Here is a 25,049-nt window from a genome sequence, read left to right on the forward strand (position 1 = left end):
GACACCCTGAAGATCGACAAGGCGTTCATTCGCGATGTCATGAAGGAGCAGGACGACGCCGCCCTGGTCAAGGCGATCATCAACATGGCCCACAGTCTTGGCCTCCAGGTGATTGCCGAAGGCGTGGAAGACGAAACGCAAACCCATTTTCTCAAAGAACAGGGCTGTGACTATTCCCAGGGTTATTTCTACAGCCGCCCTGCCCCACAACTCGAGTTCGAGGATTGGCTACGCAGCAATCATCGGGCCCAGATGTAATCCCGCTCAAACAGGAAGGTTTCCCCATGGATGACAGCATACTCGTGGTCAACTGCGGCAGCTCGTCGCTGAAACTCGCGATTTTTGACGGCAACCTGGAAAACCGTGCGACCGCCCTGGCCGAACGCCTGAATACCGAAAACGCCACCGCGAAGGTGCACATGGGAGATCAGCAGCCGGTGCCCTTGCCGGCCAACGCCGATCACCACGCTGCGCTGGTGACGCTGATCGAGCACCTGCGGTCCGCGGGTGTTCTTCAGGCCGCCCCGCGGGCCATTGGCCATCGCGTGGTGCACGGTGGCGAGGACTTCACCGACGCCGCACTCATCACCGCTGAGGTGATCGAGGCCATCGACCGGTGCTCCGCCCTCGCCCCTCTGCATAACCCCGTCAATCTGGTCGGTATCGATGCCGCGCGGACGCTGTTCCCAGAGGTGCCACAAGTAGCGGTCTTTGATACGGCCTTCCATCAGAGCCTACCTCCAAAGGCCTTCCATTACGCGCTCCCCCGCCGTTTCTACAGGGACTGGGGCGTTCGCCGCTATGGCTTCCATGGTACCAGCCACCAGTTCATGGCTAGCGAGGCGGCGCGGTTACTGGGCCAGCCGGTGGAACAGACGTCGATCATTTCGGCACACCTGGGCAATGGCTGCAGCATCACCGCCATCCGAGACGGACGCAGCGTCGACACCAGCATGGGCCTGACACCCCTGGAAGGCCTGGTGATGGGCACCCGCAGCGGCGACATCGATCCCGGGCTGTTCGACTTCCTGATGGGCAAGGGGCTGTCCGCCAAGGAAGTACACCGAACCCTGAACCAGGACAGCGGGCTGCTCGGGCTCTCCGGCGAAACCAACGACATGCGAGCCCTCGGCGAACGGGCCGAAGCAGGCCACGCAGGCTGCCAACTGGCCATCGACGTGTTCTGCTTTCGCCTGGCCCGCTACATCGGCGCGATGATGGCGTCGCTCGATAAGCTCGATGCCCTGGTGTTCACCGGCGGCATTGGTGAAAACAGCGCGCCGGTGCGCGCCCAGACCCTCAGTCACCTCGCGTTGATGGGATTCCGGCTCGAGCCGGCGGCCAACGCAAGCCATGGCCGGCAGAATGACCAGCGGATCAGTGGCGCAGACAGCCGCTTCCCGATTCTGGTCATCCCGACCAACGAAGAGCTGGTTATCGCCCGGTCCGCCCGCGACCATGGTCAACGCTCGGGCTGAACAGAACGACTCCGTGATCAATACGCCACACAGTTAAGGACAAACGATGGCCAAGAATCTATTTATTGCCCCCACGGCACTACACAGCGGGCTCACCTCGGTGTGCCTGGGTTTACACCGAGCCCTCGACCGGGTCGGAGTGCGTGTGGGCTTCTACAAGCCCTTCGCCCAGCCGGAGAGCCTGGCGGTACAGCAGCATAACGGGCATCGCGATGCGTCGGTGGCCTTTATCGGCGCCCATAGCGAGATCGAGCCCCCGGAACCCATCGATCTCAAACGGGCCCAGAAACTGCTCAACCAGGGCAAGTCCGACCTGCTGATGGAAGAAGTGGTGGCCCAGTACCAGCAGGTGGCCAATGCTTCGGATGTGGTGATCATCGAAGGTCTGGTACCTGACCGTAGCGAAGCCTATATCGCCCGCCTCAATGTGGAAGTGGCCCGCAACCTGGGGGCGGAAGTGATTCTGGTCAGCGCCCCACAGGACGCCTCTCCCAGGGAACTGGACGACCAGCTGGATTTCTCCGCCCGGCTGTTTGCCGCCCCCACCGACCCGGATGTAATCGGTGTCATCCTCAACAAGGTGGGCGAGCCGGAACGCTCGGAGTTCACTCCGCGGGTCAATGCCCAGACCACCGAGCAAGTGCCGGATTATCCCGGCCAGTGCCAGGTCTTCACCAGCGAGCGGTTCCGCCTGCTGGGAATGATCCCGTGGCAACCGGAACTGCTGGCGCCCAGGGTGTCCGACATTGCCCGGGAACTGGCCTGCCCGGTGCTCCACGAAGGTCAAATGGCCACACGGCGGGTGCGAAAGGTGACGGTCTGCGCGCGCACCATTCGCAACATGGCCCATACCCTGAAACCCGGCACGCTGGTGGTGACCCCCGGCGACCGGGACGACATTATGCTGGCCACGGCGGTCGCGGCGCTCAATGGCGTGCCCCTCGCCGGCCTGATGCTAACCGGAGACCTGCCTCCTGACGACCGGGTCATCCAGCTGTGCAACAAGGCTCTGGGCACGGGGCTACCGGTGCTGGCTGCCACCAACAACACCTTCGAGACGGCCCACCAGTTGGCGAGCCTGACCCCATCGATTCCCCTGGACGATCCCGAGCGTATTGAACAGGCGATGGAAGCGGTGGCCACCCAACTCGATACCGACTGGCTACAACAGCATCTGAGCCTCCAGCGTCAGCGGCGGCTGTCGCCCCCGGCCTTCCGTTACCTGCTTTCCGAGCGGGCGCGGGCGGCGGACAAGCGCATCGTCCTGCCGGAAGGCAACGAACCCCGTACCGTGCAGGCTGCCATTCTCTGCCACCAGCGTCAGCTCGCCCGCTGCGTGCTGATCGGACGCCGAGAGGAGATCGCCTCGGTGGCCCAGAACCAGGGCCTCACCCTGCCGGACGAGCTGGAAGTGATCGACCCGACCGAGGTACGGGCGAATTACATTCAACCCATGGTGGAACTGCGGCGACACAAGGGGCTGGCGCCGGACATGGCGGAAGCCATGCTGGAGGACAATGTGGTCCTGGGCACCATGATGGTGGCGATGGACGAGGCCGACGGCCTGGTGTCCGGTGCGGTGCACACCACGGCCAACACGGTGCGGCCGGCGTTGCAGCTGATCAAGACCCACGACGACGCCCGGGTGGTGTCCTCGATTTTCTTCATGCTGCTGCCCGAGCAGGTACTGGTCTACGGCGACTGCGCCATCAACCCGGACCCGGATGCCGAAGCCCTGGCCGATATCGCCATCCAGAGTGCCGACTCTGCCCTGGCCTTCGGTATTGAGCCCCGGGTCGCGATGATCAGTTACAGCACCGGCGAATCCGGCAGCGGCCAGGATGTGGACAAGGTGCGTGAGGCAACCCGCCTGGCCCAGCAGCGCCGTCCGGACCTGCTGATCGATGGGCCGTTGCAGTACGATGCCGCCGCCATCGCCAGTGTCGCCAAGAGCAAGGCGCCGGACAGCCCGGTGGCCGGCAAGGCCACGGTGTTCATCTTCCCCGACCTGAACACCGGCAACACCACCTACAAGGCGGTCCAGCGCAGTGCCAATGTGGTCAGTATCGGACCGATGCTGCAGGGACTGAAAAAACCGGTCAACGATCTGTCGAGGGGCGCGCTGGTGGACGACATCGTCTTCACCATCGCGTTGACCGCGGTGCAGGCCAAGCAGGTGGCCGATGCCGGCGTGTGAGCACACGTCGGCACGGGCAGGCAGCGACTAAGGGCGTTTCTTGCTTTTCATCCGGGGCTTCTTGGGGCGCTTGCCCTGACGAAGCTCCTTTTCCTGCTTGACCTTCTGCCGCGGGGTGCGGCGGTCCACCTTACCCGCGTAGGGGTTCTCGCCACTGAGGAACTCGAAACGGATGGGCGTTCCGGTCACCTTCAACACCCGGCGGAAGGTGTTCTCCAGGTAGCGCTTGTAGGCCCCTGGCAGGGCATTCGTCTGGTTGCCGTGGACCACGATGATCGGCGGGTTTGAGCCGCCCTGATGGGCGTAGCGCAACTTGATGCGGCGGCCTTGTACCATTGGCGGCTGGTGCTGCGTACTGGCATCTTGCAGGATGGCGGTAAGCCGGTTGGTGGGCCACTTGGCCATGGCGGAGTCGTAGCAGGCCTGCACCGAATCGTACATGACCCCGACGCCCGAGCCGTGCAGGGCCGAGATGTAGTGCTTGTCGGCATAATCGAGGAAATCCAGGCGACGCTGGACCTGCTCCTTGACCCGGGCCCGGTCTTCCGGATCCATGCCGTCCCACTTGTTCACCGCGACGATCAACGACCGACCGGCATCCAGGACAAAGCCGATCAGGTGCAGGTCCTGGTCCACCAGCCCCTCACGGGCATCGATCACCAGAATCACCACATGGGCGTCCTCGATGGCCTGCAGGGTCTTGATGATGGAGAACTTCTCCACCGCCTCGCGAACGTTCTTGCGCCGCCGCACGCCGGCGGTATCGATCAGCGTGTATTCCTTGCCCTGTCGCTCATAGGGAATGTAGACGCTGTCTCGGGTGGTGCCGGGCATGTCGTACACCACCACGCGTTCCTCCCCCAGCATACGGTTGACCAGGGTGGACTTGCCCACATTGGGGCGGCCGACAATGCCGATGCGGATACCGGGGTACTTCTGCGCCCGATCCTCTTCCGCCTCTGCCTCGATCTCCGGCAGCAGGGCCTCCAGCAGTGACCGGATACCCCGGTTGTGGGACGCGGCGATCAGGAAGGTGGATTCAAAGCCCAGGCTGAAGAAGTCACTGGCGGCAACATCCGGGTCCTGGCCATCGGTCTTGTTAACCACCAGGTGAGCCGGTTTGCCCATCCGCCGCAGATGGTCCGCTATCAACTCATCGCCTGGCGTCAGCCCAACCTTGCCGTCCACCAGAAACAGCACAATCGTGGCTTCCTCGACCGCCTGCAGAGACTGGCGGGCCATCTCGGCGTCAATGCCCTCCTCATCGCCGGTCAACCCACCAGTATCGATCACGATAAAGCGCTGACCCTCGTAGTTCCCCTCGCCGTACTTGCGATCCCGGGTCAAGCCGGGGAAATCGGCCACCAGCGCATCCCGGGAGCGGGTCATTTGGTTGAACAGGGTCGACTTGCCGACATTGGGGCGACCCACCAGGGCGATTACAGGCGTCATAACGTTCGAGTATCCAGATATGGGAAGGCCGGAGTCATCTTGCTCCGGCCGTGGGCGCTCAGTCGCGCTCGTTCAGTTCAAAGAGGCTCAACTTGCCGCTGTTGCCATAGACCAGCAGCCTGTCCTGAAGGCGTTGCATGGGAACCCACAGGCCTTCGTCGTCAAACTCCAGTTGTCCCAACAACTTGCCGTCTTCAAGAGACATCACATGGATATAACCCTCAAAGTCCCCGACCAGCAGGTAGTTGCCCAGCACCACGGGACGGGAAAGCTGGCGCCAGGCCAATTTTTCCTGGGTCCAGACAACCTGCCTGGTAGAACCTTCGTAGGCCACCACATGGCCGTTGGACTGGGCCACGTAGATATTGCCGCCAGCGATGGCCGGTGTCTGCAGGCTGGAGTTCTCGCGGCTCCAGATTTCCTGGCCACTACGCAGGTCCACCAGGGCCAGCTTGCCCTGATACCCGGTCACCAGTGCCGCCGACTCCAGCACCAGTGGCTCGCTGGCCACGTCGACCAGACGCTCCAGTTCGGTACGTCCCTGAGGCTCACTCACCGTATACTGCCACAAAGGCTGTCCGGAATCGGACGCCAGCGCAAACAGCCGACCACTGGAAAACGACACCAGCGTCATCTCGCTGCCCACCAGCGGCGCCGCCGCGGCCCTCAGGCTCAGTACAGGCACCACGCCATCATACTGCCAGCGTTTGTTCCCCGAGGCGGCGTCAAAGGCCAGGACATTCCCGTCGACCGTCTGAACCACAACTATCTCGCCATTGGAACGCGGGGAGGCAATCACCTCATTCGGCAGCGACGTCTGCCACAGAACCGAACCGTCCTCGCGGGACAGCACGACCAGCTCGGCATTGCCAGTCACCAGGCAGAGGCGCTCCCGGTCTCCGCCAACACCGGCCAGCAGGTTGGTTTCGAGATAACGCCACCAGTGCACCTTGCCGTTGTCCACCTGAGTGGCGACCACGGTGCCATCGGCGGCAGCGGCATAGAGCGTGTCGCCCATGACCAGCGGGGCCAACTGCATGAGCTGCTCTTCGTGGCCCTCGCCCACGCGCATGGTCCAAACTTCGTCAAACTCCACCGCCTCGACGACCTCCGGTACCGGAGCCGGCTGCTCAAAGGTATCCTGGGAGCTGCAGGCCGTCAGCACGGCAGCCGCGGCAACAGTCCCGGTCAGCCAGAACCGGCCAAGCCCACTGAGCATCAGGAACCCTCCCCAATGCCCAGATCGGCCAGTTTCAGCTCAAGAACGCCGTTACGGCCCGTTCGACTCTCCTGTCGGGCCAACAGATAGGCCTCACCCGCTGCCTCACGGTCGCCCTGCGCCATCAGGATGTCACCTTCCAGTTCTGCCAGCAGCGCCTTGAAGCTGCCCGGGTTGCTGGCCCCCCGCACCGTGGCCAGGGCGTCATCGAGTTGGCCGTTGGCCAACTGGGCGCGGGCCAGCCGGCTACGCACCACCAGCTCAAGCGCAGGGTGATCCTGAGCGCGCTCGTGGGCCCATTGGAGCGAGGCGATCGCCGCCTCCGCATCGCCCTGCTCCACCAACTGCTGCTGCGCCAGGATCAGGTTGCCGTAGATGGCGTAGGCACTGTCCTCGAATTCTTCCTGCAGCTGGTTGGCCACGTAGCTGATGGTCTCAACCCGGTTCTCATCCGACTGATCGCCGTAGGCACTCAGCAGGTTGGAGAACTCCGCCGCTGCCGCGCTGCGCTCCTGGACCTGCTGCTTCTGCCAGGCCTGCCAGCCGAACACGATTGCCAATGCGGCACCGATGCCGATCAGAAGAGAGCTGCCGTTTTTCTTCCACCAGTCCTTGATCGCCTGAATCTGTTCTTCTTCGGTACGCAACTCGGCCATGCTGTCTCCTGTTATCGTCAATTATTCTGGCTTGGGGCTGGCCCAGCCGGATCCACGGATCCCCAGGCTGCTGCCAGGCCCCCTGTTTTCTGCGTCTTTACTGATCAAGCAGCTTGCGAAGCGCTTCGATCACCTCGGATTGTGGTACTTCCTGCTGCCCTGCGTCGGAACGCAGCGGCTTCAGCCCCACGGTTCCGGCCTGAACCTCGTTGTCACCAAGAATCAGTGCCGCCCGGGCACCGCTGCGATCCGCTTTCTTCATCTGGCTCTTGAAGCTGCCGCCGCCGCAATGGGTGACGACTGTCAGCCCCGGCAGCGCCGAGCGAACCTGCTCACTGACTCGCTGCGCCGTAGCCACCGCCGGCTCGCCCAGGGCGGTTACATAGACATCGGCATCGTTGTTAACGGACGCGGGCACCAGATCGAGGGTCTCCAGCAACAGGATCAACCGCTCCAGCCCCATGGCAAAACCGACTGCCACGGTCGGCTTGCCGCCCAGCTGTTCCACCAGACCGTCATAGCGGCCGCCGGCACACACCGTACCCTGCGCCCCCAGGCTGTCGGTGATCCATTCGAATACGGTTTTTCCGTAATAATCGAGGCCACGCACCAGACGGGGATTGACGGTGTATTCGATGCCGGCGGCATCGAGCAGCGCCTTCAGCCGGCTGAAATGCAGCTGGGACTCCTCGTCCATGTAGTCGTCCAGGCTCGGAGCGTCCTGCAGGATGGCCTGGGTTTCGGGATTCTTGCTGTCCAGGATCCGCAGCGGGTTGGTGGTCAAGCGGCGCTGGCTGTCGGCGTCCAGTCGGTCACGGAAATCGGACAGGTAGGCCACCAGCGCTTCGCGGTAACGCTTGCGGGATTCCGAGGTGCCAATGGAGTTGATTTCCAACCGGGTGTGACTGTGCAGGCCCAGTGCCCGCCACAAACGTGCCGTCAGTACCAGCAGTTCGGCGTCGATATCGGGGCCGTCCATGCCGAAGCACTCCACTCCAATCTGGTGGAACTGGCGGTAACGGCCCTTTTGAGGACGCTCATGGCGAAACATGGGCCCCATGTACCACAGCCGACGGCTCTGATTGAACAACAGGCCATGCTCTTCAGCAGCGCGAACACAACCGGCGGTGCCTTCCGGACGCAGTGTCAGGCTGTCGCCATTGCGGTCGTCGAAAGTGTACATCTCCTTCTCGACGATATCGGTGACTTCACCAATCGAGCGTTTGAACAGATCCGTCTGTTCCACCACCGGCATCCGGATTTCCTGATAGCCGTAACCCGTCAATACCTGGCGTACCGTCTCCTCAACGTACTGCCAAACCGGAGTCTGTTCGGGCAGGATATCGTTCATCCCGCGAATAGCCTGAATCTTTGCCAAGGGAAAACCTTACTGTCGAAGTCTGTTTGCGTCGTTACCTGGAGACCGGAGCCTAACCGTCGGATCGGGCGATGATGGCCTCTTCCTGCTCTGCACGCCGGGCCACCTCTTCCCGGATCAGCCGTTCCAGATCGTCGGTCAGGGTGGCGTTGTCCAATTTCTGGTCCGGGCGTCCCGCGAGATAGAACAGGTTCTTCGGACTGCCGCCGGTCAGGCCGACATCCGCTTCCTTGGCCTCTCCGGGACCATTCACCACACAACCGATGATGGCCACATCCAGTGGCGCATTGATGTCCTCCAGACGGGCTTCCAGATCGTTCATGGTCTGGATGACGTCGAAGTTCTGACGGGAACAGCTGGGGCAGGCAATGAAATTGATGCCGCGGGTTCTCAGGCGCAGGCTCTTGAGGATGTCATAGCCCACCTTGATTTCCTGAACCGGGTCCGCTGCCAGGGACACCCGGATGGTGTCGCCGATACCGTCCATCAGCAACATACCCAGACCGATGGACGATTTCACCGTACCGGAGCGGAAGCCGCCCGCTTCGGTGATCCCCAGGTGCAATGGCTGTTCGATCTGTGAGGCGATCTTGCGATAGGCGGCCACCGTCATAAACACTTCGGACGCCTTCAGGCTGACCTTGAAATCCTGGAAGTCATGGCGATCGAGAATGTCAATGTGGCGCATGGCGGATTCCACCAGGGCCTCTGGCGTCGGTTCACCATATTTCTTCTGCAGGTCCTTTTCCAGCGACCCGGCATTGACGCCAATACGGATCGGAATATTGCGGTCCCGAGCAGCGCTGATAACGGCGGACACCCGGTCTTCGCGACCGATATTGCCGGGGTTAATTCGCAGGCAGTCCACGCCGTACTCGGCCACCTTAAGCGCGATCCGGTAATCGAAATGGATGTCCGCCACCAGCGGCAGCGACACCTGCTGACGGATCTGGCCAAACGCCTCGGCCGCCTCCATGGACGGAACGGATACCCGGACGATGTCCGCTCCGGCGTCCTGAATGGCACGAATCTGGTTGACGGTGGCCGGCACGTCACAGGTGTTCGTGTTGGTCATGCTCTGAACGGCAATGGGGGCATCGCCACCCACCGGTACGTTGCCTACCATGATCTGGCGCGAGACGCGTCGTTTGATCGGAGATTCCTGTTTCATAAAGGGTTAACCAGACTGTTCAAAGAAATATTCGCCGATATCAATTGCCCAGGGTGAACTCGGCGCGATTGTTGACCACCCGGAACCCGCTCAGGTCGACCGGCTGGCCCTGAAAACTGATCGAGCTAACCGCATCCACCGCGCCGATGACCACCTGCAACGGCGGGGTCCCGGACACATCCAACTGGTCGCCGGAGCGACGCAACCGGGAAGCCAGGCGCCGGCCATCCGCATCAGTCACCTGAACCCAACAGTCTGCGGTAAAGGTGACAAGCAGCCGGGCCTCACCAGCGTCTGCAACCGGTTGCGCCACAGGCTGGGATTCTCCCACCGCTGTTGCCGGTTCGACCGTCTCTGCGGTACTTGGGCCCGCTTCGCTTCCGGGCGCCGGCTCCGTTGTGGAAGCATCCCCGGTAACGGGGACCGGCGCAACAGGCTCAGTCCCCATGGGCTCGACCACCGGCTCCGCGCTGGGTTCCGCCAACTCTGACGCATCAGCGGCCTCTCGCGGCAAGGCCGGAATCTGTTCCGCCAACGGCACCTGGGCCTCGGCAACCCCTCCGCTACCGGTGGCAGGGCTGGATTCCGACTGACCGGCCTCGTCCCGCGACGCGGTTAACCCGCCGGTGCCTGTAATATCCTGAATGAACAATTTGTAACCGATGAACACCGCCACCAGTACAAACACCAGAAACAGCAGCCCCTTGGCCACTCTCTGCTTGCGTTGCTTGCGCTCTTCGATGGTCACCAGCGGGTGGTTCTGGCGCTGCTGCTCCCGTTCCTGGCGCAGTGGCTCTAATTCCCGGTCGAGCTGGGCAATCAGTTCTTCTGCATTCAATCCAACCTGGCTGGCGTAGGTTCTGACGTAGCCTTTGAGGAAGAGTTCACTGCCGATTTCCCCGAAATCACCGTCCTCAATGGCCTGGATAATCGCCGGGCGCAAATGCTGGGCCTTGGCAATATCGGCGACCTCCAGTCGCTTGCCTTCGCGGGCCACCTTAAGCTGACTGCCCACTGATGGGCTGGTTGGTGGCGGAGCTACGGTTTCATCATTCGACATCAGAACTCAACACCTTGTATTGTTTGTATTCGGCTGAATCCGGGTACTTGTTCTTGAGCAACAGCGCCAGGCTGGATTCCCGATCCCGGTCACTGAAGTGGCGGGCAATCCGAATACCGGTCAGCAGGCTCTGCGGCGAGTGCTGCATCTCCGGGTTGCGGCGCATCGCCATCGTCAGCCGCTCGTAGTAACCGGCGGCATCGTCATACTTGCCCTGTTCAACGAGCATGCGCGACAACGCCAATAGCGAGTTAGCATCGCCCCGGCTCAACTCCACCGAACGGCGGTAGGCTGCGGCGGCGGGCCCGACATTCCCCAGCCGTTCCTCCGTTAGCCCAAGATTGAAAAACACTGAGGCCCGGTCTGCGTAGCCGGTATCGCTCGCGGCCCGTTGAAACTGGTGACGGGCATCGGCATACCGTTGCTGGCCGAAAAGGAAAGCGCCATAGAACACCCGACCGCGGGTATACCCCGGATCGGACTCCAAGGCGTGTTGAAACGACTCCTCCGCCAGTTGGCCCTCGCCTTCGGACTGGTACACCAGCCCCATCACCGAGTGCGCACCGGCGCTGTCCGGCTCCAGCTCCAGGGCTCGTTCCAGGTGAACCCGGGCACGGTCAATATTCCCCTTTCCCACGTAGGCGGTGGCCAGCTGAATGTAGCTGTTCACCGCCTTCTCCCGATCCGCTTCCCGGGCAAACCGGCTGTCCGTCGTGGTCACGCAGCCCGCCAGCACGACTGTTAACAAGGCACTGACACAGACTCGTTTAATCGCACCGTTGAACTTGGTCACAAATCGGATCCTTGGATTGTCGTTCACCCTACGGCGTTACCTGTTGCACCGCGATATAGCGCTGGCTACGGCGAGTGCGGTCTTCCACCCGACCGACCAGCTGGCCACACGCGGCATCGATATCATCGCCCCGGGTCGTACGCACCGTGGTGATATAGCCGGCTTCGTTCAGAATGTTCTGGAAACGCCGGGTCGCGGTCATTTTCGGCCGCTGGAAATCGCTTTCCGGGAACGGATTAAAGGGAATCAGGTTGATCTTGCACGGCAGTCCCCGGAGCAGCTTCGCCAGCTCCCGGGCGTGCTGGGGCTGATCATTCACCCCTTCAATGACGGTGTATTCGATGGTGGCCTTGCGCTTGTCCGGCAGGTTGGCCAGATAGCGTCGCGTTGCCGCCAGCAACTCCGCAATCGGGTACTTTTTATTGAGCGGCACCAATTGGTTACGCAGCTCATCATTGGGGGCATGGAGCGAAATGGCCAGTGAAACATCGGTAACTTCGCCCAACCGGTCGAGCGCCGGAACCACGCCTGAGGTGCTGAGGGTGACCCGGCGTTTTGAAATGCCGTAAGCCAGATCTTCCATCATCAGGTTCATAGCATCGACAACATTATCGAAGTTGAGCAGCGGCTCCCCCATTCCCATCATGACCACGTTGGTGATTGGCCGATCGGAGTTGTCCTCGAAAGGCATGAAGGCGCGGCGGGCCACCCACACCTGACCGATGATCTCCGCCGCGGTGAGGTTGCGATTGAAACCCCGCTTGCCGGTGGAACAGAAGGTGCAATCCAGGCTACAACCGATCTGCGATGACACACACAGGGTGCCGCGTTCACCGTCCGGAATCAGCACGGTTTCAACGCTGTTGCCGTTGTCCATGCGCATGACCCATTTGCGGGTGCCATCCTTGGAAGTCTCGTCGTAGACTACCTCGGGCCCTCGCACTTCAGCCACCTGCTTGAGTTTCTCTCGCAGGGACTTGCTGATGTTGGTCATTTGATCGAAGTCATCCACCCCGCGCTGATGCATCCACTGCAGAAGCTGGGTGGCGCGAAAACGCTTCTCGCCAATGGACTCGAAATAAGCCTCCAGCTTGCCCTTGGGCATCCCGAGCAGGTTGGTCTTTTCCACAGGGGTTGTCATCAGAGAACCTCGATCAGATAACCAACAGGGTCGAACAGGCCATCCTGCCGACCCTGTAACAACGACTTAGCCGCGCGGGCAGATTTCGTTGTCGTTAAAGAAGTAGGCGATTTCACGCTCCGCAGACGCCGCCGAATCGGAACCGTGAACCGCGTTGGCGTCGATGGAGGACGCGAAATCGGCGCGGATGGTGCCGGCTTCCGCTTCCTTCGGGTTGGTGGCCCCCATCAGGTCACGGTTTTTCAGGATGGCGTTCTCGCCTTCCAGAACCTGAACCACAACGGGGCCGGAGGTCATGAAGGCCACCAGATCACCGAAGAAGGGACGCTCTTTGTGCTCAGCGTAGAAGCCTTCGGCCTCTTCCTGAGTCAGGTGCTTCATTTTGGCAGCCACAATGCTCAGCCCGGCCTTTTCGAAACGGCTGTAGATCTCACCGATTACGTTCTTGGCAACGGCATCCGGCTTGACGATAGAGAGCGTGCGCTCGATTGACATGGTTTGTCTCCAAGTTCAGGGTTCAGGATAAAAATTCAGGGTTGGGATTATACGCAGTCCGGAGGCCACTGCCTACCGGACAGAGCGAAGACGGTTGACCACCTCAACCACCTGCGAAGCGGCAAAATCAACTTCCTCGTCAGTGGTATAGCGTCCGATGGAAAAACGCAGTGCGCGATGGGCCTGCTCGTCACTCAGGCCAATGCCCCGGAGCACGTAGGAGGGCTCCAGGGTCGCCGAGGCACAGGCGGATCCGGAAGACACCGCCAACTCCCTCAGCCCCAGCATCAGCGATTCGGCTTCCACACCGTCAAAAGACAGGTTGAGGATGCCCGGCACCCGTGACTCCGGGTGGCCATTCAACAGCACGCCGTCCAGGGCCTGGATTCCCTCAAGGAATCTGGAGCGCAGCGCTTCCAGGCGTCGGACTTCCTCGTCCATCTGCTCTCTAGCCAGCGCGAACGCCTTGCCCATCCCCACCAACTGATGGGTTGGCAGGGTGCCGGACCGCATGCCCCGTTCGTGACCGCCGCCGTGCATCTGCGCCTCAATATGGACGCCGGGGGCCCGACGGACATAAAGGGCACCCACCCCCTTCGGGCCATAGACCTTGTGCCCCGACAGGGACATCAGATCGACCTTCAGCACGCCCACATCCACCGGCATCTTGCCCGCAGCCTGGGCGGCATCAACATGGAACATCACCCCCCGCTCCCGCAGCAACTCGCCAATGGCGGCCACGTCGGTGATGGTGCCCAGTTCGTTGTTGACCAGCATCAGGCTGACCACCACCGTGTCGTCGGTGAGCGCCTGCGCCACCTGGTCACGGGACACGCGACCGGTGCCATCGGGCTCCAGCCAGGTGACACGACAACCCTGGCCTTCCAGCCACTTGCAGCTATCCAGTACGGCCTTGTGTTCGATCAGCGACGTAATGACATGGGGGTTGTCCTTGCCTTCCACGGCGCCCTTGATGGCCAGGTTGTCCGATTCGGTGGCGCCGGAAGTCCAGACGATTTCCCGCGGGTCCGCCCCAATCAGCTCGGCCACCTGGCGGCGGGCCCCCTCCACCGCCGCCTCGGCCTGCCAGCCAAAGCCATGGGACCGTGACGCCGGATTGCCAAACACACCGTCGACGGTGAGGTACTTGGCCATTTCCTCGGCAACGGCGCCATCTACGGGCGTCGTGGCCGCATAATCCATATATACAGGTTTCTTCATAGGTTACAGGTTCGGATCGGTGTTACACCGGCGCACGGTCGGATAGACGCTCGGTATTGATGGTCTCAGACTCTTCGGCTTCCTGACGACGATCCTGACGGGCCGCCACGTCCCGAATCTCGCGCTTGTTCATCAGGTCGGCCAGACTGATCTCACTCAGGAACTGGTGAATCTGGTTACTCAGGTCGGACCACAGGTGATGGGTGAGACACTTCTCGCCCTTCTGGCAATCGCCCTTGTTGCCGCACCGGGTGGTATCGAGCGACTCATTCACCGCATCCACCACCTCCGAAATGAAGATGGCGTCGGTGCTGCGGCTCAACCGATAACCCCCACCAGGGCCGCGGACACTGGCCACCAGCTGATGACGCCGCAGGCGTGAGAACAGCTGCTCCAGGTAGGACAGGGAGATTTCCTGGCGCACGGAGATATCGGCCAGACTTACCGGCCCTTCCCCGCCATGCAGCGCAAGATCGAGCATGGCGGTTACCGCGTACCGGCCCTTGGTGGTCAGTCGCATAGGATTAGCCTCGACGGTGCGAGTATGGATACTTGACGGCTTTTGAGTATGAATTGACCAACTATTTCAGTCAAGTATTCAGCGTTCCTTGCCGCTCTCTTCCCGGACGCAATCGAAATCCGTGTCGTCCAGCGGGGGCAAGGCGCCATTACGGTAATCGGCATTCACCTTCTGCAGGGCCTTGCACATGTTCTCGATGCGATCGTCCACAGCATGCATGTGATCCAGCAGGCTGCGCATCGCTCGGGCCATCGGGTCCGGCATCTCGTCGGTCACGCCGTAGGCGTCGAAGCCCATACGCTCCTCCATCTCGCGCCGCCGCGTATCCTGGTCGGACTTCTGCTTCACAATGACCCGGCCAGGGATGCCCACCACCGTCGCGCCCGCAGGCACCTCCTTGGTGACCACTGAATTGGAGCCGATCTTGGCGCCCTCACCCACTTCAAACGGCCCCAGGATCTTGGCGCCGGCGCCCACAACCACGCCGTTGCCCAGGGTTGGGTGGCGCTTGCCCTTGTTCCAGCTGGTGCCGCCCAGGGTGACGCCCTGATACAGGGTCACGTCATCACCAATCACTGTCGTCTCCCCGATCACAACCCCCATGCCGTGGTCGATAAAGAAGCGTCGACCGATTTGCGCTCCAGGATGGATCTCAATACCAGTGAGCCAGCGCGCGATGGTGGAAAAGGTCCGCGCCAGCCACTTGAGCCCGAGATTCCAGAGCCAATGGGAAAAGCGGTGAAACAGCAGCGCGTGCAGCCCGGGGTAGTTGGTCAACACCTCAAAAGTGTTGCGAGCCGCCGGATCCCGGTGAAATACGCTCTGAATGTCTTCCTTCAGTCCATCAAACATGGTTTTCGTCCTGCTTGTCGGTTGATGCTCCGGCGCTAACCTTGGAGGCGGCCGAGCCCTGGTCCCGGGCAGCCTTCTGGACCGCGGTCAGTACCCCCCGAAGAATGTTGATTTCCATCTGATCCATCTGGGCCCGCTGAAACAATCTGCGCAACCGCGTCATCAGCTGACGCGGGTTATCCCTTCGATGAAAGGCTATATCCACCAGTGTAGACTCAAGGTGCCCAAAAAATCCTTCGACCTCTTTCACCGATGCCGGGGGTACGTCCCAACCATGGTCGCCCGGTGAAGTCATTGATCCCAGATAGGGTTTACTCTCCCTTTCTTCAAGGCCGCGCAGGAAATGCATGCGCAGTTCGTAGCAAACCACCTGCACTGCCATCGCCAGATTCAGTGAGCTGTAATCCGGGTTGGATGGGATATGGATATGGAAATGACACCGCTGCAACTCATCGTTGCTGAGGCCATGATTCTCCCGACCAAACACCAGGGCAACCGGCCCCTGGTCGACGTGCCCCGCCACCTTTTCCACCGCCTGCGGGGGTGCGATCACCGGCCACGGAACCTTGCGACCGCGGGCACTGGTGCCCATCACCAGCACACAATCGTCAATCGCCTCGTCCAGGCTGCTCACCACCCTGGCCGAGTCAAGGACGTCGGAGGCACCGGAGGAGCGGGCATAGGACGCCTCGTCCGGAAACGACTCGGGGTTCACCAGCCAGAGGTTGCTAAGCCCCATGTTTTTCATTGCCCGAGCAACCGCACCGATGTTACCGGAATGGGAAGTCTCAACGAGTACAATGCGAACCTGATCGTAATTGGACTGGGCTGCTTCACCCGGTAGCGCTTGCTTGAGCATGACTGACAATTCTCTGTGGATCGTAAAAAACGGCCATGATACCAGAATCCCCCCCCCAACCGCCCGTTCGGACATGCCGAAACGAACTTTCCTGCTCTGCCCGTCCTGGACCCCCAGTCCGTGACAATACCGAGCCAAAAAACGTACAAGGCCAGACGTGGTTTTGATATGATACGCGACCTTCCATACACCCAGGTAACGTACAGTCTGATGCAACCAGCAATTAAAATGGCTCTGCGCGTCGCGCGACAGGGTTCGGATTATCTGAAAGCCCACTTTGAACGCCAGGATCCTGCGGACAAGGACCCGATCGAACGCGGCCGGCAACTGGACCGAGTAGCCCAGTCGATCTACGACAACTTCTCCGAGCAGCTTCAAAAGGCGTACAAGGACCATGTGATTGCGCCCATCAACGAAGCTGACGCCGGCAATGCGGAACACACCTGGCACATTTTCCCAGTCCTGGGTCGGGACAACTTCCTGCGCAACCTTCCGGACTTTGCCCTGGCGCTAATCCAGAAAAAGGGTAACCGTACCGAGAACCTGCTGCTGGTGAACCCGGTAACCGGTGAGGAATACACCGCCAGTCGCGGCCATGGGGCGGCACTCAACAGCCGCCGGGTGCGCACCGGCACTACCCGCCACCTGTCCGAAGCCAGCCTGGTGACCAACCTGCTGGACCAGTGCAAAGGCGCAGACGATCCCCTGTTGTGGGGCGAGCTGACGGCAACCCTCGCCCAGCAGGCCGGCAAGCTGCACACGGCCGGCTGCGCGTCCCTCGACATTGCCCGCGTGGCTGCCGGACACCTGGACGCGGCGGTGATCTTCCGCCCTCAGCCGGAAGATCTGGCGGTGGGCCTCACCATCGCGATGGAATCCGGCGCCCTGGCCGGCGATTTTTCCGGCAACCCGTCCACCAGCGCGGCCAAGCAGCTGGTCATCGCCAATCCAAAGCTGTTCAAGGAAGTCCTCAAGACCCTGCATCCGTTCCAGGGTCGACTCCCTCGCTAACACCTGCCCACTGACGGACCGGTTCAGCCCGCCGTCAGCAGCAGCCACAAAAAAGGCCGCACCGGTAAACCCGACGCGGCCTTTTTAATGGGCCTGACTCGTCCTGAGTGAGCCCTACATCCGATTGAGCCACTCCGGCGGCTGCTCCTCTTCCTCGGCCTCGCCAGCTCCCTCCTTCGGCGGGATAATCATGTCTTCCCGCGTGACGCCCAAGACCACCAACAGGTTGGCCGAGACATAGATGGAGGAATAGGTCCCCACAATCACCCCGATGATCAGGGCGATGGCGAAGTTGTTGATGGCCTCACCGCCCAGGAAGAACAGGGCAAACAGCACCACCAGCGTGGTACCAGAGGTATTGATTGTCCGGCCGATGGTCTGGTGGATTGACTCGTTGATGATGTGCTCGGAATCCCCTTCCCGCATCTTGCGGAAGTTTTCCCGGATCCGGTCCGCCACCACGATGGTGTCGTTCAGCGAATAACCGATGACCGCCAGCAGTGCTGCCAGCACGCTCAGGTCGAAGGTCCACTGGAACAGGGCGAAGATGCCAAGAATGATGATGACGTCGTGAGCGAGGGGCAGCACCGAGGCAATGCCAAACTTGAACTGGAAGCGCATCCCCACGTAGATCAGCACCACTGCCAACGCAATCAGCAGCCCCAGACCACTGTCTTCCTTGAGCTCTTCCCCCACCTGGGAGCCAACGAACTCGGAACTGATCAGTCGCAGCTCATCGCCATTGGCCGCCAGGGTGGCGGCAATGTCTTCCGCCAGCTTGTCGTTTTCGGATTCCGCCAGCCGGACCAGCACCAGGTTGTCATCACCGAAATTCTGGACCACAAACTGTTCGTAGCCCGCCTCACTCAGAGTCTCGCGAACGTCCTCCAGAGCAGGCGGTTGCTGATACTCCAGCTCCACCGAGGTGCCACCGGTGAAATCAAGTCCCAGATTCAGTCCGCGCATCGCCAGCATCGCCACCGAGGCAATCAGCAAGGCAATGGACACGACCGAAGCCGCCTTGCGCAGGCCCATGAAGTCGAACGGCTGTTTAGTTACTTCAGACATTGGCAAGCTTCCCTCCGATCGACAACTTCTCGACCTTGCGGCCGCCGTATACCAGGTTCACGATGCTGCGGCTGACCATCAGACCGGAGAACATGGACGTCAGGATGCCCAGGCAGAGCGTGACCGCAAACCCTTTCACCGGACCGGAACCCATGGCAAACAGGATCACCGCCACCAGCAGGGTGGTGATGTTGGCATCAAAGATCGATACGAAGGCCCGCGAGTAACCGGCATTGATGGCCGATTGTGGCGGCACACCGGCACGCAGCTCCTCGCGAATACGCTCGAAGATCAGCACATTCGCATCCACTGCCATGCCCACCGTCAGCACTATGCCAGCAATTCCCGGCAGGGTCAGGGTGGCGGACAGGATCGACATGCACGCCATCAGCAACATCAGGTTCAGCGTCAGGGCAACGTTGGCCACCAGGCCAAAGCCGCGGTAGTACAGCAGCATGTACACCAGCACCAGGGCAAAGCCCAGCGCCACCGACATCATGCCGGCGTCGATGTTCTGCTGTCCCAGGGAAGGCCCGATGGTGCGTTCCTGCACAAAATACATGGGGGCCGCCAACGCGCCGGCCCGCAACAGCAGCGCCAGTTCGGAGGCTTCGGGAATGGAATCCAGCCCGGTGATGCGGAAGCTGCTGCCCAGCGCCGACTGGATGGTGGCCAGACTGATGATGCCGCGCTCTTCCACCCGACGCTCGAAGGCCTGGACCTCACCATCGACTTCGCGATACTCGGTCTCGGTCTTGAACTCGATGAACAGCACCGCCATCCGGCGCTTGATGGCGTTACGCGTGGCCCGGTGCATCAGGTCACCGCCGACGGCGTCCATGGTGATGTTGACCTGGGGCTGGCCGTTTTCGTCAAACGCTTGCTGGGCATTGGCGACGTTGTTGCCGGTAACGATCACCTCACGCTCCAGACGGGCGGTACGGTTCTCGTTATCCCGGAACGGGTAGACTTCGGTGGAACTGGTGGGAGCATCGGGACGCGCCTCCAGACGGAACTCCAGGTTGGCCGTGGCCCCCAGTACCCGCTTGGCCTGGGCGGTGTCCTGCACCCCCGGCAGTTCGACAATGATGCGGTCCGCACCCTGGCGCTGGACCAGTGGCTCGGCGACACCCAACTCGTTGACCCGGTTACGGATGGTGGTCAGGTTCTGCTCCAGGGCATAGTCCTGGATCGACTTCACCTCCGCCTCGGACAGGGTCAATACCAGTTGCAACTGGCCACCCTCGGTGCGCTCATCCAGCAGGAACTGGTTGTGCTGACGCTTGATCAGGTCGAACGCCTCGTCCCGGGCCTCTTCGTCCCGGAACTGGAACACGATCTCCCGCTGCCCCATCAGGTCGCCACCACGGTAGCGGATGCGCTCTTCCCGGAGCTCCCGCTTGATCTGGCTGGCAAACGCCTCCAGCCGCGTTTCCAGGGCCGCGTCCATGTCCACTTCCAGCAAGAAATGGACACCGCCCCGCAGGTCCAGACCCAGTTTCATGGGACCGGCTCCCAGGGCACGCAGCCATTCCGGGGTGGACGGCGCCATGTTCAGCGCCACCAGGTAGTCTTCACCCAGCTTGGCCTGAACCAGCGGGCGGGCCTTGAGCTGATCTTCAGCCCCGTTCAGGCGGATCAGGCCGTTGCGGCCCTGCAACGAATAGGCCTTGACCTGAATGCCAGCGTCTTCAAGGGCGCCTATGGCCCGGTCGAGCGCGCGCTGGTCAACTTCTGTGCTGCTGCGGGCACCGGTGATCTGTACCGCGAAGTCATCCGGGTACAGGTTGGGCAGCGCGTAAACGAACCCGATCACCAGAGCAAACAGGATGACCAGGTTTTTCCATAGCGGATACTTGTTAAGCATGGGATCCCTTGTGTTGACCAGTCGTCGAACTCAATACGGCGGTATCAGAGGGCGACTCAGATGTCCTTCAGGGTACCCTTGGGCAGCGCGGCGGCAACGGCGACCTTCTGCACTTTCACTTCCACGTTGTCGGCGATCTCGACCACGATGAAGTCGTCAGTAACCTTGGTGATCTTGCCGGCAACCCCACCGGAGGTGACGATCTCGTCGCCCTTGTTCAGGCCGGACATCAGCGCCTTGTGCTCCTTGGCACGCTTGGACTGGGGACGCCAGATCAGCAGGTAAAAGATCAGGATAAAGCCGGCAAAGAAGATAACCTGGCCCATCACGCCCATCTGGCCGGCACCCGGCTCCTGGGCCAGGGCCACGCCCGGCAGAACAACACTCATTGCGGCAACCAACAGTTTGATCAAGTTCATTCAACTTCTCCGTTCTACAAAATAGGAATGCCGCCCCTTTATGGGGGCGAAATCAGGAATCTGCAAGAGGCGGCACCGCCTCACCCCGACGGGCGTAAAAGGCCTCGATAAAGTCGGACAATGTACCTGCTTCAATGGCCCCGCGCAAACCGGCCATCAGGTTCTGGTAGTAGCGCAGATTGTGGATTGTATTCAACTGCGAGCCAAGCATTTCTCCACATTTATCCAGATGATGGAGATAACTTCTCGAAAAATTCTCACAGGTGTAGCAGTCACACTGATCATCCACCGGCGATGTGTCGTGACGATGACGGGCGTTACGGATCTTGACGATGCCGGTGGAGGTGAACAGGTAGCCATTGCGGGCATTGCGGGTGGGCATCACGCAATCAAACATGTCCACGCCGCGACGGACCGCCTCGACAATGTCCTCGGGCCGCCCGACGCCCATCAGGTAACGCGGCTTGTCTTGCGGCATTTTCGGTGGCAGGTGGTCGAGGATGCGGATCATATCCTCCTTCGGCTCCCCGACCGACAGACCGCCAATGGCATAGCCGTCAAAGCCGATTGCCTCCAGCCCCTCCAGTGATCGCTCCCGCAGCTGCGGGTACATGCCGCCCTGGACAATGCCAAACAGCGCCGCCGGATTGTCGCCATGGGCCCGGCGGCTACGCTCGGCCCAACGCAAGGACAGCTCCATGGACTCCCGGGCCTGCTTCTCGGTGGCCGGGTACGGCGTGCATTCGTCGAAGATCATCACGATGTCGGAGCCCAGGTCCCGCTGAACTTGCATGGCGATCTCGGGATTGAGCTCCACCGGCGATCCGTCCACCGGCGAGCGGAAGGTCACGCCCTGTTCGGTGATTTTGCGCATCTCCCCCAGGCTGAACACCTGGAAGCCGCCAGAATCGGTCAGGATGGGGCCCTGCCACTGGGTAAAGTCGTGGAGATCGCCGTGGGCCTTGATCACCTCAGTACCCGGCCGCAACATCAGGTGAAAGGTGTTGCCCAGAATGATGTGGGCACCGATTTCCTCGATATCCCGGGGCAACATGCCCTTCACCGTGCCGTAGGTTCCCACCGGCATGAAGGCCGGTGTCTCCACCACGCCCCGGGGGAAGGTCAGACGCCCGCGGCGGGCCTTACCGTCCTCACCGAGTTTCTCAAACGACATAAAACAGCCACTACTCACGATACCTCTCCCGACGGTGTCGAAGCGGTCAGCGCCCCCAAACTGGGCTCCTGGCCGGTAATGAACATGGCGTCACCGTAGCTGAAGAACCGGTAACGCTCGCGAATGGCTTCCTGGTAGGCCGCCATGACGTGCTCGTAGCCGGCAAAGGCGCTGACCAGCATGATCAGCGTGGACTCCGGCAGATGGAAATTGGTCACCATGGCGTCGACGGTCTGGAAGCGATACCCGGGGTGTATGAAGATGTCGGTCTCACCACGGAAGGGGCGCAACACCCCACCACGACTCGCGGACTCCAGGGAGCGGACCGAGGTGGTGCCGATGGCAATCACCCGCCCACCCTTCTCGCGGGTCTGACGCACCGCCTCGACAGTCTCGTCCGGCACCTGCACCACTTCGCTGTGCATGGTGTGGTCCTCCACCCGATCCACCCGCACCGGCTGAAAGGTGCCCGCCCCCACGTGCAGGGTCACGAAGGCGGTATTGACGCCCTGCGTGCGCAAACGTTGGATCAACTCGTCGTCAAAGTGCAGGCCGGCGGTCGGTGCCGCCACCGCCCCCGCCTGCTGCGCGTAGACGGTCTGGTACCGCTCCCGGTCCGACTGTTCGTCGGGCCGGTCCACATAGGGTGGCAACGGCATGTGACCGGCACGCTCCAGCACCTCGATCACCGGCTCGGCGGCCTCACAGGCCAGTACGAACATGGCCTCCTGCCGTTCCTTCATCAGGAAGGCGGTGCCGTCCTCAACCAGGATGCGCTGCCCCGGCTTGGGCGCCTTGGACGCGCGGACGTGGGCGAGGATCTGCCGATCATCGAGCAGGCGCTCCACCAGGATTTCCACCTGACCGCCGGTTTCCTTGCGTCCGAACAGGCGGGCGGGGATCACCCGGGTGTTGTTGAACACCAGCAGGTCGTCCGGCTGGAGCAGTGACGGCAGATCCCGGAAATGCAGGTGCTCGGTACGACCATTGAGCCCATCCAGGGTCAACAGACGAGAAGCGGTGCGTTCAGGCAGCGGATAGCGGGCGATGAGTTCGTCCGGCAGATCAAAGTGAAAATCGGAGACATTCATCGAAAGGACTGTTCAATGGAACCGCGGGCCGCGGGTGAGTGGTCCGGGCAAACTCGGCTCGGCAAACAGGCCCCGGCATACGACTTGTTAGAAAAAAGTGGTACCAGCGGGCGGACTCGAACCGCCACGGGTTTTACCCCGGGGGATTTTGAATCCCCTGTGTCTACCAATTTCACCACGCTGGCATCGGAGAGATTGCGAATTATACTGACGCACACTGTGAAATCAACACAATGCCGGAGTTTTGTTGTCTACCCGGCCGGCCCTCGGTATCGAGACATCCGCACTGAGGCCGGGTTCCCCGGACGCCCCCCAGAGACGCCCTACAACCGGTCGAACAGCGACAGCCGGGACACTTGGGCAAACGAGGCCTGGGCCGCCTCCAGCACGAAACTCTGGAAGCTCAGCGTGCTGATGGCCTCGGCATAATCCACGTCCTGCAGCTGGGAGCGGATGTCTTTGGTATAGAGGGAGGAGTCCTCCAGGAATACGGTGGTGGATTCCACCGCATTCAGGCGCCCACCAATATCGGTCTGGGTCAGCAGGATATTGTCCTGGGCGTTGTCCAGGTTGGTCAACGAATCGGCGATGAGGTCGTCAAACGCCTCTTGCCCCCCTTCGTAATTCGCCGACGTCACGCCCGCCCCGGCGGTTACATCGAGATCCTCGAATTTGGCGCCGGCGATGGTGAGATCGCCGGTCCAGGTCGATACGGGCGGGTCTACACTCTCGTCGAGTGTGGTGATACGCATGTCCTGCCCCTGGGATGTGATCCTTAACTCGCCACTGACGACCTCGGCAGTGATCCCCATCTCCTGGAGGTCAAAATTGCCGTTGATGGCGGCACCCAGGTCAGCGATGGTGTCCCCGGCGGTGAAGGGCCCCACATCAACCCCGTTGATGTGCAACACATCCCCGGTGTTGGGGGTGAACCCGGTGGCGCCGTCGACGGTCGCGACAGCAGCTCCCTTCACCTGGTTCTCCAATCCGTAGATCAGCTTCTCGATGGTGGAGAACACGGACTGCTTGTCCGACGTCTTGATATTGAACGCGTCGCCAGGCTGGGCGCCGGTGATTTCAAACTGAATCCCCTGAAACAGAATGCTTTCACCACTGGTGTAGGCGCCAGAGTCCAGAACCGTCCCCGGATCGGTCTTTGCCGCAATCTCGTAGGTGTCGGCGGTGCCGTCAGCATCGGTATCCTGCACCCGAACAATCAGGTCGTCGCCGTTGATGCTGCTTACGAACTCATCGTACACCTGCTGATCCAGCACCATGCCGGTACTGATCTGGGCCCCGGACTGATTGTTGGGACTGGCCTCCGCGAAGAACGTGGTATCTGCAGCGGGAATATCAACGAAAATGCCCTTGCCGTGATCGCTAATGGCCACGCTCACGCCTTCGTCAATCTCCAGCGTCCGCTGCCCTTCGTCACCCTGGTACACGTAATGGCCGGAGATGTTCTTGCCAAAGGCCGGCGTCTCGCCCTGGAAACCGCTGAATATGTACTCACCGGACGCATCACGGGTGTTAGTTACCGTGGCCAGCTGATCCAGGCGTTGCCGCAGTTCGGACGCAATGGACAGGCGGTCATTCTGGGACAAGGTCCCGTTACCCGCCTGCACCGTCAGTTCCCGCACCCGCTGGATCACGTCCACCGCGCTGGTCAGCGCACTTTCCTCCTGGTTCAGACGATTGTCAGCCAGTCCTGCATTGCGCTGGAACTGCTCAATACGGGCGACCTCCTGATCCAGTTTGAGGATGCGGGCCGCGGCCACCGGATCGTCCGACGGACTGTTTACCCGCTTGCCCGTGGAGATCTGCTGCTGGGTCTGCTGAAGGGTCCCGTTCAGGGTTTGCAGGCGGTTGATGCCCCCTGAAAATATCTGCTGTGAGGATATCCTGATCATGAGTTCTTTCTCCCGGA

Annotated in this window: 23 protein-coding genes and 1 tRNA gene; 4 read left to right on the top strand and 20 right to left on the bottom strand. The window is 61.4% G+C overall.

From position 1 onward, the window contains the following. From R3175_RS14620 to pta, 3 genes are all read left to right on the top strand, one after another. On the top strand, nt 1-258 hold a 258-nt coding region (locus R3175_RS14620; RefSeq protein WP_318945061.1), incomplete at its 5' end, for an EAL domain-containing protein. Nucleotides 259-284: 26 nt separating this feature from the next. Then, a complete protein-coding gene (locus R3175_RS14625; protein WP_318945062.1) occupies nt 285-1,478 on the top strand; it encodes an acetate kinase in 1,194 nt (397 codons plus the stop codon). Nucleotides 1,479-1,524: 46 nt separating this feature from the next. Beyond that, nucleotides 1,525-3,675, top strand: coding sequence for a phosphate acetyltransferase (gene pta / locus R3175_RS14630; RefSeq protein ID WP_318945063.1), 2,151 nt, complete (start codon nt 1,525-1,527; stop codon nt 3,673-3,675). 27 nt (nt 3,676-3,702) lie between these two features. Here pta and der read toward each other — a convergent pair whose 3' ends face one another. The 13 genes from der to trmJ form a co-directional block, all read right to left on the bottom strand. After that, entirely contained in the window at nt 3,703-5,127 is a 1,425-nt protein-coding gene (der, locus tag R3175_RS14635) for a ribosome biogenesis GTPase Der (RefSeq protein WP_318945064.1), read from the bottom strand. Nucleotides 5,128-5,185: 58 nt separating this feature from the next. Continuing rightward, entirely contained in the window at nt 5,186-6,346 is a 1,161-nt protein-coding gene (gene bamB / locus R3175_RS14640; RefSeq protein ID WP_318945065.1) for an outer membrane protein assembly factor BamB, read from the bottom strand. Beyond that, complete coding sequence (locus R3175_RS14645) at nt 6,346-7,002, bottom strand: YfgM family protein (RefSeq protein WP_318945066.1); 657 nt, start codon at nt 7,000-7,002, stop codon at nt 6,346-6,348. The genes bamB and R3175_RS14645 overlap by 1 nt, the downstream gene beginning before the upstream one ends. A gap of 97 nt (nt 7,003-7,099) precedes the next feature. Further along, nucleotides 7,100-8,380 (bottom strand): histidine--tRNA ligase, encoded by a 1,281-nt coding sequence (hisS, locus tag R3175_RS14650; protein WP_318945067.1) that lies wholly within the window; start codon nt 8,378-8,380, stop codon nt 7,100-7,102. Nucleotides 8,381-8,432: 52 nt separating this feature from the next. Continuing rightward, nucleotides 8,433-9,551: a flavodoxin-dependent (E)-4-hydroxy-3-methylbut-2-enyl-diphosphate synthase gene (gene ispG / locus R3175_RS14655; protein WP_318945068.1), complete on the bottom strand. Its 1,119-nt coding sequence runs from the start codon at nt 9,549-9,551 to the stop codon at nt 8,433-8,435. A gap of 40 nt (nt 9,552-9,591) precedes the next feature. Then, complete coding sequence (locus R3175_RS14660; RefSeq protein WP_318945069.1) at nt 9,592-10,611, bottom strand: RodZ domain-containing protein; 1,020 nt, start codon at nt 10,609-10,611, stop codon at nt 9,592-9,594. After that, the gene (gene pilW / locus R3175_RS14665) at nt 10,601-11,404 is read right to left on the bottom strand and encodes a type IV pilus biogenesis/stability protein PilW (protein WP_318945070.1); all 804 of its coding nucleotides are present in this window, start codon (nt 11,402-11,404) and stop codon (nt 10,601-10,603) included. Before pilW ends, R3175_RS14660 begins: the two co-directional genes overlap by 11 nt. 28 nt (nt 11,405-11,432) lie before the next feature. After that, the gene (gene rlmN, locus R3175_RS14670) at nt 11,433-12,545 is read right to left on the bottom strand and encodes a 23S rRNA (adenine(2503)-C(2))-methyltransferase RlmN (RefSeq protein WP_318945071.1); all 1,113 of its coding nucleotides are present in this window, start codon (nt 12,543-12,545) and stop codon (nt 11,433-11,435) included. Between the two features lie 66 nt (nt 12,546-12,611). Continuing rightward, nucleotides 12,612-13,040, bottom strand: a complete 429-nt coding sequence (ndk, locus tag R3175_RS14675) for a nucleoside-diphosphate kinase (protein ID WP_318945072.1) — start codon at nt 13,038-13,040, stop codon at nt 12,612-12,614. 72 nt (nt 13,041-13,112) lie between these two features. Next, nucleotides 13,113-14,261, bottom strand: coding sequence for an IscS subfamily cysteine desulfurase (locus R3175_RS14680; RefSeq protein ID WP_318945073.1), 1,149 nt, complete (start codon nt 14,259-14,261; stop codon nt 13,113-13,115). Between the two features lie 22 nt (nt 14,262-14,283). Next, nucleotides 14,284-14,781, bottom strand: coding sequence for a Fe-S cluster assembly transcriptional regulator IscR (gene iscR, locus R3175_RS14685; protein ID WP_318945074.1), 498 nt, complete (start codon nt 14,779-14,781; stop codon nt 14,284-14,286). Nucleotides 14,782-14,859: 78 nt separating this feature from the next. Continuing rightward, nucleotides 14,860-15,633, bottom strand: a complete 774-nt coding sequence (cysE, locus tag R3175_RS14690) for a serine O-acetyltransferase (protein WP_318945075.1) — start codon at nt 15,631-15,633, stop codon at nt 14,860-14,862. After that, the gene (trmJ, locus tag R3175_RS14695) at nt 15,626-16,492 is read right to left on the bottom strand and encodes a tRNA (cytosine(32)/uridine(32)-2'-O)-methyltransferase TrmJ (RefSeq protein WP_318945076.1); all 867 of its coding nucleotides are present in this window, start codon (nt 16,490-16,492) and stop codon (nt 15,626-15,628) included. Before trmJ ends, cysE begins: the two co-directional genes overlap by 8 nt. Before the next feature lie 210 nt (nt 16,493-16,702). Here trmJ and R3175_RS14700 point away from each other — a divergent pair, with 210 nt between their 5' ends. After that, the gene (locus tag R3175_RS14700) at nt 16,703-17,503 is read left to right on the top strand and encodes an inositol monophosphatase family protein (RefSeq protein WP_318945077.1); all 801 of its coding nucleotides are present in this window, start codon (nt 16,703-16,705) and stop codon (nt 17,501-17,503) included. A gap of 114 nt (nt 17,504-17,617) precedes the next feature. On the opposite strand, the gene secF is transcribed toward R3175_RS14700, so the two are convergent. The 7 genes from secF to flgL form a co-directional block, all read right to left on the bottom strand. Continuing rightward, complete coding sequence (gene secF / locus R3175_RS14705) at nt 17,618-18,571, bottom strand: protein translocase subunit SecF (RefSeq protein WP_318945078.1); 954 nt, start codon at nt 18,569-18,571, stop codon at nt 17,618-17,620. Next, a complete protein-coding gene (gene secD, locus R3175_RS14710) occupies nt 18,564-20,438 on the bottom strand; it encodes a protein translocase subunit SecD (protein ID WP_318945079.1) in 1,875 nt (624 codons plus the stop codon). Before secD ends, secF begins: the two co-directional genes overlap by 8 nt. 56 nt (nt 20,439-20,494) lie before the next feature. Further along, nucleotides 20,495-20,827, bottom strand: a complete 333-nt coding sequence (yajC, locus tag R3175_RS14715) for a preprotein translocase subunit YajC (protein ID WP_318945112.1) — start codon at nt 20,825-20,827, stop codon at nt 20,495-20,497. An 82-nt stretch (nt 20,828-20,909) separates the two neighbouring features. Continuing rightward, nucleotides 20,910-22,031, bottom strand: coding sequence for a tRNA guanosine(34) transglycosylase Tgt (gene tgt, locus R3175_RS14720; protein ID WP_318945113.1), 1,122 nt, complete (start codon nt 22,029-22,031; stop codon nt 20,910-20,912). A gap of 14 nt (nt 22,032-22,045) precedes the next feature. Next, the gene (gene queA / locus R3175_RS14725; RefSeq protein WP_318945080.1) at nt 22,046-23,122 is read right to left on the bottom strand and encodes a tRNA preQ1(34) S-adenosylmethionine ribosyltransferase-isomerase QueA; all 1,077 of its coding nucleotides are present in this window, start codon (nt 23,120-23,122) and stop codon (nt 22,046-22,048) included. A gap of 98 nt (nt 23,123-23,220) precedes the next feature. Beyond that, nucleotides 23,221-23,307 (bottom strand) — tRNA-Leu (locus R3175_RS14730). A gap of 138 nt (nt 23,308-23,445) precedes the next feature. Then, nucleotides 23,446-25,032 carry a flagellar hook-associated protein FlgL gene (flgL, locus tag R3175_RS14735; protein ID WP_318945081.1) on the bottom strand — a complete coding sequence of 529 codons (1,587 nt, stop codon included), beginning with the start codon at nt 25,030-25,032 and terminating at the stop codon, nt 23,446-23,448. Nucleotides 25,033-25,049 lie beyond the last annotated feature (17 nt).

It is taken from the genome of Marinobacter sp., from assembly GCF_033722735.1.
Taxonomy (GTDB): Bacteria; Pseudomonadota; Gammaproteobacteria; order Pseudomonadales; family Oleiphilaceae; genus Marinobacter.